Source organism: Nostoc sp. NMS7, from assembly GCF_017115085.1.
Lineage (GTDB): Bacteria > Cyanobacteriota > Cyanobacteriia > Cyanobacteriales > Nostocaceae > Nostoc.
In genome coordinates this window covers 1-13,119 of sequence record NZ_JABXKJ010000123.1, presented here as the reverse complement: position 1 = coordinate 13,119, position 13,119 = coordinate 1, and the positions used below count along the sequence as shown (strand labels likewise).

Genomic DNA, 13,119 nt, shown 5'->3' with positions numbered 1-13,119 from the left:
CTGAAGTGTGAATTACTACTGGTGAAAACAGGACAACAAATCACTACTTATGTAGGATTACTAAATCCTGAATGTTGTGTTGACACATACTTCTTATACACTAGACTTACTTGAAGATACTAACAGAAGTTACGTGTTTATCAAAATACAGAAGTAATATGTCAGAAGATTTAAAAGGCAAAGTTGCGCTGATCACAGGTGCAAACAAAGGTATCGGGTATGAGATTGCACGCCAATTAGGTTCTAGAGGTGCTACTGTTCTTGTTGGTTCAAGAGATATCGGACGCGGTGAAGAAGCGGCGAATAAACTTCGTTCAAATCAGATCGATGCCCGAACAATTCAGCTTGATGTCATCGACCAAAAAACAATCGACTCTGCGAGTAAACAAATCGAGCGCGAATTCGGAAAACTTGACATCCTTGTGAACAATGCTGGGATAGCAAGTGATGGCGATCGCCTTCCACCTAGTCAAGTTGATATTGAAACACTGCGACACACTTATGAAACAAATGTATTTGGAGTGTTTGCAGTTATAAAAACGCTGTTGCCACTCTTAAAGAAGTCAAAAGCAGGGCGAATAGTAAATTTATCAAGTGGTTTAGGTTCTCTGACTCAAAACTCTGACCCAAATTATGAGTTCGCTAATGCTAAGTCTCTTGCTTATAACTCATCAAAGACAGCAGTGAATGCGATCACAGTTCTGTTGGCCGCTGAACTTAAAGATACCTCGATTAAAGTCAATGCTGCTGATCCTGGTTTCACAGCAACTGACCTTAATCAACACCGAGGATACCGCACTGTTGAGCAAGGAGCGATCCCTACGGGGGGCTACGCCTACGCAGCAGTGAGACTTGCTAGTCTACCTGATGATGGTTCTAGCGAAGGGTTTTTTGATGAAAATGGCGTGGTTCCCTGGTAAAAAGTAGGGGGAATGGGGCAGAAGGGAGAAGGAGTTAAAATTTGAAAGTTGACCTTCTGAGGGTAAATCTTTAAATTACGCCGTGTGCAACTTTCTCTCAAACCTAACCCCCAACCCCTTCCCTACTAGCGTTGGGGAGCAAGAATCAAAGCCTCTCTCCCTGTGGGCTATCCATTAGTCACATCTTTCTTAACATTGCTGTAAGGCAGCCTCTGAGGGGATGACAGAAGTAAACAACAGCAGCATAGTTGACAAAATCAACAGAAAATGTGGTGGTGTAGGCATGGCGTGGCGCGTCCACCAGAAGCGATCGCTAACTACAAAGATGGAGATGGGGAATCTGAGTGAAGAAGTTTCCAGGTGGCGGCGATATCAGTCAGTGACCACCGTAGGCATCGCCTCATTGCAGAAAACTGCATAATTAACGAATATTCACTTATTTATTGTGCAAAGGTGCAGTTTCATTAGATACTAAAATAATCTATATAAAAGCGCACCCAATGACGATAAAATACGGATTAAACAGGTGTTTACAGTTCGGATTGGCAGGGTTACTGGGTTGCTTAAGTGTAAGTCTCCTCACTAGCAAAACCCAGGCACAGCAAAGTAATATTGTGCCTGATAACACACTTAGCGCTGAGTCATCTCAAGTTATAGGCAACTTTCAGAGACAACCGATTGAAGTAATTACAGGTGGTGCAACTCGCGGAATCAATCTTTTTCACAGCTTTCAAGAATTTAATGTCAGCGAAGGACGTGGCGCTTATTTTTTCAGTCCTAACGCAGATATTCAGAATATTTTGGCACGGGTGACAGGTAATAACCCTTCAGAAATCTTGGGGAGACTAGGCACATTTGGCAGTTCTAGCCCGAATTTATTTTTGATGAATCCCAATGGGATTGTGTTTGGGAAAAATGCTAGTTTAAATGTGCAGGGTTCGTTTGTGGGGACGACTGCAAACGGGATTCAGTTTGGTAATCAAGGTGTTTTTAGTGCCACAAATCCCCAAGCAGTGCCATTGTTGACTATTAATCCTTCGGCGTTGCTGTTTAATCAAATCCAAGCAAATGGGGGAATTATCAATCAATCCTAAGCAGCCGCAGGGATGAATCCCATTGGTGATAATGTTACGGGTTTGCGAGTTGCTGATGCTAAAAGTTTACTACTTGTTGGTGGAAATATCAATATAGATGGTGGGAGTATTCGCGCTTATGGGGGGAATGTTGAGTTAGCAGGTTTGGCTAAACCGGGAAATGTGGGATTGAATATTGCGGGTGATAATCTGGGTTTAGTTATACCTGAGAATGTGGAACGCGCTGATGTTTCGTTGAGTAATGGTGCAGAAGTTAATGTTCGCGGTGCGGGTGGCGGGAATATCAAAATTCAAGCTCGAAATGTTAACTTGACAGGGCAAAGTAAACTAAGAGCAGGAATAGATATAGGTTTAGGTACTCCAAATAGTAAAGGTGGAGATATTACTATTAATGCCACAGGAGATACAACGTTAATAAATCAAAGCTTCATCCCTAACATAGTGCAAGAAGGAGCATTTGGTAATGCTGGCGATATCAATATTGCGACTGGGACATTGACGTTAAGCGATGGTGCATTAATCAATGCTAATTTATACGGACAGGGCAATGCAGGAAATGTAAATATCAATGCTCTAGGTGATATCAGTTTTCGTAACTCAAGATCAGGGGTAAGTACAGGAATTTCTTCCCAAGTAGCTGAAGGTGCAATAGGTAATGGTGGGAACGTTACTATTAATAGCAGATCCTTGGAAATAACCGATGGTTCGCAAATTCAAGGTAGCACTAGCGGAAAAGGTAATTCTGCTAATATCATCATTAATGCTCGTAATAATATTTCGTTAGATGGCAGTAACGGTAACACTGATGGTTTTAGCGGGATTATTAATTCTGTGCAATCCACTGCTGAAGGTAACGCAGGTAATATTCAAATCACGACAGGTACGCTAAGAGCTACTAATGGAGCTTTTATTGGTAGCAGTATCTTTGGCAAAGGAAATGCTGGGAATATTAGCATTAATGCTCTTGATAATATAGTCTTTGATACTAATAGTGATGCTCTGAGTAGTGTCTCCAAAGAGGGAGTAGGTAACGGAGGAAATATTTACCTGAAAACAGCTTCACTCTCGTTAACTAACGGCGGTCAAGTATCAACAAATGTAACAGGACAAGGTAATGCCGGAAATATTACTGTCGAAGCTTCTGATAATGTCAAGCTAGATGGTGTTTTCATCGACGCGGGTAAGTTTTACCTTAATAACTTGGATTATGATGCGTTCAGTGGTTTGGGAAGCAATTTAAACATTGGAGGTATCGGGAAAGCAGGAAACATTCAAGTTACAACAGGATCACTTTCTGTTACTAATGGTGCCGGAATATATAGCTTTACTGCTGGAGTTGGAAATGCAGGAAATATTACTATTAATGCCCGCGATAATGTGACATTTTCAGGTTTCGGGGGCAGGGCAAAATCTGGAAGTCTAGCATCATCTGAAGGTGCGGATGTGGAAAACGGGATAGTTAATAGTGGTGATATTCGCATCACTGCAAGTAATTTACTACTTAAAGATGGCGGCCGATTAACTGCTAGCAACGGCGGACAAGGAAATGGAGGTAATATCTTTCTTGATGTTGGCAATACTATTACTTTTGATGGAATTGGCGGTAATAGTTTCCCTAGTAGTGCCTTTACGCAAGGATACAATGGTAACGCCGGAAATATTCAAGTTAAAACAGGATCGCTATTTTTAACAAATAGCGGTACGATATTTTCTTCACATATCAGAGGAAAAGGTAATAGTGGAAATATCACCATCAATGCTCGTGATAGTGTCAAAATTGATGGTGTCGTCAAAGGTGTAACTGTTGGTACTGGTCAAATTATTGATAGACGTAGTAATATAGCTAGTTCCTTGGTGGATGGTGAAGGTAAAGGAGGTGACATCGAAATAACAACCGGGTCATTTTTTATCACCAACGGTGCAAACATTTCTGGAGACACATTGGGACAGGGAAATGGAGGCAATATCACCATCAACGCCCGCGATACAGTAACTTTGGATGGTGGGAAAAATGGTTTACTTACTTTCGTAAGCACTAATGCGTTAAACAATAGCACGGGTAATGCTGGGAATATCCGCATCAACGCCAGAGGATTATTTCTAAAAAATGATGCTGTACTCAGCGCTTTTAGTGGTGGTCAAGGTAATGCTGGTAATATCTTTATTGATACGCGCGATGCCGTTACCTTTGACGGAACCTATGCTAAAAACTCTTTGACTGGGGCATATACCTTTGCTGTTGGAAGCGGGAATGGTGGAAATATCCAAGTTAAAACAGGAACGCTGACCTTAAAAAATGGCGGTACAATTCCCACCACTGCAAAGCGGAATGCTGGAAATATAAACATTGATACCCGCGATGCTGTCATTATCGATGGTGTTAGTGACAATATCAGCAGTGGCGCTTTTAGTTTTTTGTCTGCTGGAGGTGTTGGCAAAGGTGGGGATATCCAAATAACAACTAAATCCTTAACACTAAGCAACGGCGGACAACTTGTTGCTAGTAGTTTCGGTAAAGGTAATGCAGGTGACATTATAGTTAATGCTAGCAATGCTATTGGCATTGATGGTGTCGGTAGTAATGGAAGTTCAAGCGGTGTTTTTACTACCTTAGAAGGTGAAGCTGTGGGCAATGGAGGTAATATTAACCTGACAACAGGTTCTTTATTTTTAACCAATGGTGGAATAGTCAATGCTAGTACTTTTTCGAGAGGCAATGGGGGTGATATTAGCATTGATGCACGCGATCGCATTTTAATTGACGGTGTTAGCACCACAGGTTTTTCTAGTGGTGTTTTTAGTAAAGTCAATCCAACATCTGTGGGCAATGGAGGTAATATTAATCTGACAACAGCTTCTTTATTTTTAAATCGTGGGGGAATCAGTTCAAGCAGCTTGGGAGAAGGGAAAGCTGGAGATATTAATATTAATTCTGGTTCTACAACACTTGATAACAAAGGATTTATTGAAGCAAAAACCAACTCTGGTGATGGTGGAAATATCAATTTAACTGCCGACGATCTTTTACTATTGCGTCACGGTAGCGGAATTTCGACTACCGCAGGTACAGCAGAATCAGGTGGCGATGGTGGTAACATTAAAATCAAATCAAGATTTATCATTGCTATCCCCGAAGAAAACAGCGACATTAGCGCTAACGCATACACAGGAACAGGTGGAAACGTCGAAATTAACTCGCAAGGTGTTTTCGGTATCGAGTCACGTCCAAAGCCAACCAAAAAAAGTGATATTACTGCAAGTTCGGAACAAGGCGTTTCAGGTGTAATCAACATTAACGCACCCGATACCAGTTCCATCCAAAACAGCTTCACCGAATTATCCCCAGTCATCGACACCAATTCACTCATTGCCAATAGTTGCATTTCACGCGGCACAAAGCGACAAGAAAACTCTTTTTCGATCACAGGTTCCGGTGCTTTGACTACTAATCGTCCTGGTGTTTTGGTTTCTACCTACACAACTGGTGAGGTTAGAGGTATAGAAACTACATCTCGTCCTTGGAAAAAAGGCGCTCGCATTATCGAACCGCAAGGTGTATATCGGCTGAATAATGGGCAGTTGCTATTGAGTCGAGAATGTTCTAATTAATGTTATTGATTTAGATCCCCCTAAATCCCCTTTAAAAAGCAGGGTGGATTAATTGTGCAGAGAGAAAATTTGGAATCCCCGTAACCTCGTCAGCCTGCTAACAGGGTAACTCGATTTATGAACGGAAGAATGAGGGTTTCAATTTTTCTAGGATGACAATTAATCCACCCTGCCCACTCCCCATTTAATATGGATTTGAATCAATCCGTCCCCTTTTGACACTCCTGAGATAGTACCCAGAGGTGGGTCTGTTTCTCAAGTTGAAGGTATCGCCACTGCGAACTTTCCAAATTTTGTAGTTGGAAAAGGTCAAAGGCGATCGCGGTTCGCATACTTCTGGTATATGATTGCCAAGTACAAAGTACGCCGCACCCCTACCTATAACTTTCACCAAACCGTTTTTATCCACAAGAACCGATGTACTTTCACTAACAGCTATGCCTAAAACACTGTTAGATACACCATCCTTAATTTGACGAGCAATGAAAGTCATAATTCGACCCATTCTTTGCCGCCTATCGAAGTGTGTATCTACGATAGTTCCCTTCAAACTACTCCAGTTAAAAAAGTTGTAAGTAAAAGTAATGTCTCGGTAGGGATCTTCGAGTGCATCTCTAGTTTCAATGCCTTTTTCGGAAGAAGCGCAAGCATCGTAAACATATTCACTTTGGATCATTGCACCCGCACTAGTACCACCAACACCACCTCCCTTAAGGTAAACTGACTTAACGGCAGTTTCCAGCTTGGTATCTTTCCAGTAGCGGATGTATTGACATTGGTCGCCGCCAGCAAAGAAAATCACATCAGCATTTTTGACTTTTTCAAAAATCTCGGTTTTGTTTGCTTCTTTTCTATTGCTAATCACAAGAGTTTCCACAAAGTTTACACCCTTCATGGCATAAATTAGCCGATTGTAATCGTGATTACCATTAGTGCGGATAACTACAACATTAACTTTAGTGGCGGAGTTAGTACCTCCCCTAACTTGGTTAATCATCCACTGGATAGCATCATCGACATCGGGGCCACCCCCACCTAAGCTCAGGACTGGTCCCGCTAAGGAAAAACGGACATCAAAGGAGGGGGTGGGGCGGACATCAACAGTGTCCCCCAGGAAGTAGCGTTTCCAGTTTTCGATAAAACGGTTTATTAGGAAGATTCCCATGTTCAACAACTTGATTCCTGTAGTTTTCAAGCGCCTTGCTATGCTTGGGAATGCCTTTGTCATACTCAGCTTCTGGAGCAAACTGCAATTATTGCTAGGCTGTTACGCATTTTAATTACTTATTTATTCGTGAAACTCGTCGTTGATCATTGCTAGTCACTTGTATTTACAATTGGACTTTGGACAAAGGACTAATGACGGCTTTAACGAAAAATCTGCAATTTAGACGCGCATTAGCTTAACTCTCGCACTAGAGAGGGTAGAATTTCCAGCGTACAGTGCTTGTACTGTTTTTTAACGCAATAACCCAGAGTAATTATTAATTCTTTGCCCTACTCTGTGAAAATCTCCACATTGCTTGTGTCTTTTAGATGCAATACACCACAATACACGGTAGGCTAGCACAGATGTGTATTGGTGTCAACTTAAGAGGATGTTTTAAAAGTGGTGGCTGATGTATCAAAAACTTGCCCTCATCCCCTAACCCCTTCTCCCAAGATGGGAGAAGGGAAACCGGATAATTTGCTCCCCTCTCTCCCAAAAATGGGAGAGGGGCTGGGGGCAAAACTCATACAATTAGAAGCTTTCAGCTTAAGTTGACACCAATAAGCTTTTTCTGTGCGCCTACCGCGTGGTCTATTTACCTGGAAATTTCTGTAAATAAGTTGCAACTGAGTTAAAAAAAGCTAACTGTTGGGAAAAATACTTTTATAGGACTTATGCACTGTACAAAATGACTTTCATATATGTAACGAAATTCGGTCGTTTCAGGCTATTGACCACTATCTTTAAATCACTAGCATAGCGATCGCTGGCTAATCGTGAAAAAATCAAATTTGAATGCCTGAAAATTCACAACCATATTTAGTTATTTTTGTCAATGTGTAAGTCCGATTTTAATCATAAGTTGAGCTTCAAGAAGAGTTGATGCAAATGAATACACCAGTTGAGCCGATCGCCCAAATTCCAGGCTATCAAATTAGTGAACAACTTTATACAAGCTTTAGAAGCCGGGTTTATCGTGCAATTCGAGAGATTGATCAACTTCCGGTGATTATCAAAGTGCTTCAGCAAGAGTATCTCAACTTCAGCGAACTGCTCCACTTCCGCAATCAGTACACCATCGCCAAAAATCTCGACCTACCAAGTATTGTTCGCCCCTACAGCTTGGAACCCTACTGCAACAGTTATGCTCTGGTAATGGAGGATTTCGGCGGGATTTCTCTCAAAGAATGGATGAAAAGAGGAATCGGGAGTAATCCAAATTTTTTGGCAGAGTTTTTAGATATTGCGATCGCTCTGAGCAATATTCTTGACGGACTCTATCGCCATCGGATTATCCATAAAGACATTAAGCCTGCTAACATCCTGATTAACCCGGAAACTAAGCAAGTCAAGTTGATTGACTTTAGCATTGCCTCGCTTTTACCTAGAGAAACCCCAAAAATTCACAGTCCTAATGTCTTAGAAGGGACTCTGGCTTACCTTTCCCCGGAACAAACTGGGCGGATGAATCGCGGAATTGACTATCGCAGTGATTACTACTCCCTTGGTGTTACCTTCTTTGAACTGCTTACCGGCGAGCTACCCTTTCAGTCTAATGATCCGATGGAGTTGGTTCACTGTCACATTGCCAAACTTCCACCACTTTTAGGAGAAAGGAGAAAGGGGGTAGAAGAGATTCCCCAAGTTCTGGGTGAGATTGTAATGAAATTGATGGCGAAAAATGCTGAAGACCGCTATCAGAGTGCATTAGGGCTGAAATTTGACTTAGAAAAATGTTTGAATCAATTGCAAGAAATTGGCTCAATTAAATCCTTTAAATTAGGTGAGCGGGATATTTGCGATCGCTTCATCATCCCAGAAAAACTTTACGGTCGTCAAACTGAAGTTGAAAGCTTACTAGATGCTTTTGAAGAAGTCAGTCAGGGAAGTACTGAAATTATCTTGGTAGCAGGTTTCTCTGGAATTGGCAAAACTGCTGTAGTTAACGAAGTCCACAAGCCAATTGTCCGACAACGGGGTTATTTCATTAAAGGTAAATTTGACCAGTTCCACAACATCCCTTTCTCTGCCTTTGTGCAAGCCTTTCGAGACTTAATCGGGCAACTGCTGAGTGAAACTAACGCTCAATTCGAGCAGTGGAAGTGCAAAATTCTCTCTGCTTTGGGTGAGAACGGACAAGTGATGATTGAGGTAATTCCAGAACTGGAAAGTATGATTGGTAAACAGCTTCCTGCGCCAGAACTCTCTGGGAGTGCAGCAGAAAATCGCTTCAATTTGCTGTTCTTAAAGTTAACTCAAGTCTTCGCGACAAGAGAACATCCATTGGTAATCTTTATTGATGATCTGCAATGGGCAGATTCTGCTTCTTTAAAGTTAATACACTTGTTAATGAGTGAAGCTGACATCGGCTATCTACTATTAATTGGTGCTTATCGAGATAACGAAGTCAACCCAGTACATCCGCTAATGCTGACTTTGGAAGAGATTCAGAGGTTAGGCGCTACAGTCAATACGATTACCTTAGCTCCCCTCAATCACGTTTCGATCAATCATTTGGTTGCAGATACATTGAGTTGCTCTCTAGCTTTAGCCGCACCGTTAACAGAGTTAGTATTGAGCAAAACCAAAGGCAATCCTTTCTTCAGCACCCAGTTTCTGAAAGCGCTACATCAAGATAAACTAATTACATTTAATTTTGATGGTGGTTATTGGGAATGTGATATTGCTCAGGTGCGATCGCTATCCCTTACCGATGATGTAGTAGAGTTCATGGTAATTCAACTTCAAAAGTTGCCAACAGAAACTCAAGAAGTCTTGAAGTTAGCGGCTTGTGTGGGCAACCAATTTGATTTAGCGACATTAGCGATCGTTTATGAAAAATCCCAAATGGAAACAGTCACAGACTTTTGGAAAGCTGTGCAGGATGGGTTAATTATCCCTACCAATGAGGTCTACAAGTTCTATCATCAAGAAAGTGATGAAACACCCATTGTGGATCAAACAAATACTTCTGCTCAACTGTCAAGTTACCGATTCCTCCACGATCGCGTTCAGCAAGCTGCCTATTCTCTAATCCCTGAATCTCAAAGAAAAGCTACTCATTTAAAAACGAATTTGCCACTTGATCAACAATCATTCCAAGTCAGTCAAGAAACTGGAAATTTGATATTTGGTGTCTGGGCAGTTTCGTTTCTGATTTGGTCGATGTTAATTAAGGGCGATCGCCTATCAGATGTCTACGCCCAAACTGAGAAATATCTCAGCTATGTGCAACAGGTGAATGATGCTAATATGCTGTATGTATTTACTTTACAGCGTCAGTTTTTATTGAACCTACAAGATATATCTAAAAATACTGATTTATTAGACGATCGCAATGGCGAAGATATTCCCTATATAGAAGTTTGGAGACAGAAGAAGAACTTTGAACATGGAATTAATTGGTACTGCTTTCTCAAAATACAATTATCCTACCTTTATGGTCGCTATGCAGATGCTGTGAAAGCAGCCGAAGAAGTTGAGAAAACCCTTGCTTCTAACTCTGGTGCTTTCCCAATTATTCAGTATTATTTCTATTATCCACTCAGTTTGATAGCTCTCTATCCTAATGCGACATTAGAGAAGAAAAAAGAGTATTGGGAAATGATTCGAGAGCATCAACAAATCCAGAAAACCTGGGCGAATAATTGCCCAGAAAACTTTCTACATCGATATCTATTGTTATCTGCTGAAATGGCAAAAATTTCTGACAACTACATGGATGCAATCGAATTATATGATCGCGCCATTGCTAAAGCCAAAGAAAACGAATACCTCAACGAAGAAGCTCTCGCCAACGAACTTGCAGCCAAGTTTTATTTAGAATGGGGCAAAGAACGTATTGCCCAAGAGTATTTGATTAATGCTTACTATTGCTACACTCGCTGGGGCGCTAAAGCCAAAGTCGATGATTTAGAACAGCGTTATCCGCAACTGCTAGCCCCCATTCTACAACAGACGCAATCGCCACTCATGCCCAATGAGACGATTACAAATATTGACAGCATTGTTACCTTGCACCCAAGCTTCAATAAATCAGTCAGATATAGCAGCAGTGCATCAGTAATGTTAGATTTGGCAAAAGTTCTCAAAGCTTTTCAGACTCTCTCCAGTGAAATCGAACTGGATAAATTACTTACGAAGCTGCTGCAAGTGGTGATTGAAAATGCTGGAGCAGATAAGTGTGCGTTAATACTGCTCAAAGCCGGTAGATTAGTAGTTAAGGCGACTGCTGAAGTTGGGCAACAATCAACTGTGCTACAGTCGATTTTTGTGGAAGATAGCGCAGACATTCCCCATAGCCTAATTTACACCGTCAAACGCAGATTGCAACCTTACGTCATCCTTGATACAACAGTGTATCCGGCGCTGATGTCCGATCCCTACATCATCCGTCAGCAACCCAAAAGCTTGCTGTGTACGCCGATTCTCTATCAAGGCAAACTGTTGGGGATTTTGTATTTAGAAAACAATTTTACCACTGGGGCATTTACCAGCGATCGCGTCGAAATTCTGAATCTGTTATGCACTCAAGCTGCAATTTCCCTGGAAAACGCCCGACTTTATCAGCAAGCACAAGATACTCTCAAAACCCTTGGGCAAACCGAACAGTTTTTGCGGTTAATTATCGACAATATTCCCCAGTCCGTTTTCTGGAAAGACCGCAATAGTGTTTATTTAGGCTGTAACCAGAAATTTGCTCAAACTTCAGGTCTAGAAGTGCCAGAAAATGTTATTGGTAAAACAGACTACGACCTTTCCTGGACTCGTGAGGAATCAGATTTTTATCTAGAGTGCGATCGCCACATTATGGAGTCTGGACAAGCTGAACTCAATATTATCGAAACATTGCAGCAAGCAGACGGAAAACAAATTTGGTCAAATATAAATAAAATTCCCCTAAAAGATAGAGAAGGAAATGTTTTTGGCATCCTTGGCACATGTGAAGACATCACTGAACACCACCAAGCACAACAATTGCTGCAACAGCGAAAGCAAGAATTAGAACAAGCGTTAGAAGAACTCCAAACGATGCAATTGCAACTAGTGCAGAGTGAAAAAATGTCTGCTCTTGGTAATCTGGTAGCAGGTGTTGCCCATGAAATCAACAATCCTGTCGGCTTTATTGCTGGCAACTTAGAACCAGCCAAAGATTATATCAATGACTTGTTTGGGCTAATTAAGCTTTACCAAGATAAATTTCCAGAACCCGGCTCAGACATTGAAGACGAAATTGATGCGATGGACTTGAATTATTTACGCGAAGATTTGCCTAAATTGCTGGACTCGATGAAACTGGGTGTTAACCGTATCCGCAGTATCAGTACCAGTCTGCGAACCTTCTCCAGAGCAGATAAAGATTATAAAGTGCCCTTTAATATTCATGAAGGCATTGACAGTACTATTTTGATTCTGAGACATCGTTTAAAAGCCAGCGAAAAATGTCCGGCAATTAATGTGGTAAAAGATTATGGCAAATTACCCTTAGTGGAATGCTTTGCTGGACAACTTAATCAAGTGTTTATGAACTTGTTAGCAAATGCCATAGATGCACTTGAAGAATACAACACAAAGCGGAGTTTGTCATCGATTCTAGCCAACCCTAATTGCATCACTATTCAAACCCGTCTAGCCGAATCAGGTCAGCATATTTTGATTAAGATTGCCGACAATGGCGTGGGGATGTCACCGGAGGTCAAGCAACGAGTATTTGACCATTTGTTCACCACTAAGGCTGTAGGAAAAGGCACAGGATTAGGATTAGCGATCGCGCGGCAAATTGTCGTAGAAGGACATGGCGGTTCACTTTCCTGCACTTCAGAACTTGGACAGGGCACAGAGTTTGTCATTCAAATTTCTACTCAACAAAAGTAAAAAGACAGCTTGATTTTGCCTTTGAAATTTTAACTTGGAGCAAAGCGCCAATGATGCTTAAATTACGTAAAGGCTGGTTGAAAATCAACCCCCGACAGTATGTGCCAACTGAAAAAAATTACGAAGCAGAGAGTTATAGACAAACATGCAGGAAATATTGAGGTTGATTCTACCCCAGGATGTGGAACAGAGTTCACCATCCGTATTCCTTTAACAAGTAAAAAGTAAAAATTGCTGACAATATTGGAACAGCCGAAGATGCTGTGAAGGATTTGTTTTGGCTAGTTTCTACACTCCTGGTTAGAGGCGATATACAAAAGTGTTGAATGTTAAGAGAAATCCGATAAAAACAGCCCAAAATATGTTAAATTTTGGGCGGAAGATTAAAGTATATCTATTTGATAGTGATGAT

6 protein-coding genes are annotated in these 13,119 nt (G+C 41.3%); 5 read left to right on the top strand and 1 reads right to left on the bottom strand.

The genetic code is table 11. The annotated features are described in order from the left end of the window. Positions 1-158 precede the first annotated feature (158 nt). The 4 genes from HWQ38_RS12400 to HWQ38_RS12385 all read left to right on the top strand — a co-directional run bounded on the left by HWQ38_RS12400 (position 159) and on the right by HWQ38_RS12385 (position 5,623). The gene (locus tag HWQ38_RS12400; RefSeq protein WP_292793747.1) at positions 159-920 is read left to right on the top strand and encodes an SDR family oxidoreductase; all 762 of its coding nucleotides are present in this window, start codon (positions 159-161) and stop codon (positions 918-920) included. 220 nt (positions 921-1,140) lie between these two features. Further along, positions 1,141-1,341: a hypothetical protein gene (locus HWQ38_RS12395; protein WP_292793745.1), complete on the top strand. Its 201-nt coding sequence runs from the start codon at positions 1,141-1,143 to the stop codon at positions 1,339-1,341. A 79-nt stretch (positions 1,342-1,420) separates the two neighbouring features. Further along, on the top strand, positions 1,421-2,014 hold the full coding sequence (locus HWQ38_RS12390) for a filamentous hemagglutinin N-terminal domain-containing protein (protein WP_292793743.1): 594 nt from the start codon (positions 1,421-1,423) through the stop codon (positions 2,012-2,014). Positions 2,015-2,026: 12 nt separating this feature from the next. Then, complete coding sequence (locus HWQ38_RS12385; protein WP_292793741.1) at positions 2,027-5,623, top strand: S-layer family protein; 3,597 nt, start codon at positions 2,027-2,029, stop codon at positions 5,621-5,623. Positions 5,624-5,807: 184 nt separating this feature from the next. Here HWQ38_RS12385 and HWQ38_RS12380 read toward each other — a convergent pair whose 3' ends face one another. Beyond that, positions 5,808-6,851 carry a Type 1 glutamine amidotransferase-like domain-containing protein gene (locus HWQ38_RS12380; RefSeq protein WP_292793739.1) on the bottom strand — a complete coding sequence of 348 codons (1,044 nt, stop codon included), beginning with the start codon at positions 6,849-6,851 and terminating at the stop codon, positions 5,808-5,810. Positions 6,852-7,721: 870 nt separating this feature from the next. Between HWQ38_RS12380 and HWQ38_RS12375 the strand changes: the two genes are divergently transcribed. Continuing rightward, complete coding sequence (locus HWQ38_RS12375; RefSeq protein WP_292793736.1) at positions 7,722-12,707, top strand: AAA family ATPase; 4,986 nt, start codon at positions 7,722-7,724, stop codon at positions 12,705-12,707. Positions 12,708-13,119: the final 412 nt, after the last annotated feature.

Excerpts from the sequence above, each read along its gene's own strand:
- HWQ38_RS12400 (WP_292793747.1), top strand. The coding sequence starts at position 159 with ATGTCAGAAGATTTAAAAGGCAAAGTTGCGCTGATCACAGGTGCAAAC.
- HWQ38_RS12380 (WP_292793739.1), bottom strand. The coding sequence starts at position 6,851 with ATGACAAAGGCATTCCCAAGCATAGCAAGGCGCTTGAAAACTACAGGA.
- HWQ38_RS12385 (WP_292793741.1), top strand. The coding sequence starts at position 2,027 with ATGAATCCCATTGGTGATAATGTTACGGGTTTGCGAGTTGCTGATGCT.
- HWQ38_RS12375 (WP_292793736.1), top strand. The coding sequence starts at position 7,722 with ATGAATACACCAGTTGAGCCGATCGCCCAAATTCCAGGCTATCAAATT.
- HWQ38_RS12390 (WP_292793743.1), top strand. The coding sequence starts at position 1,421 with ATGACGATAAAATACGGATTAAACAGGTGTTTACAGTTCGGATTGGCA.
- HWQ38_RS12395 (WP_292793745.1), top strand. The coding sequence starts at position 1,141 with ATGACAGAAGTAAACAACAGCAGCATAGTTGACAAAATCAACAGAAAA.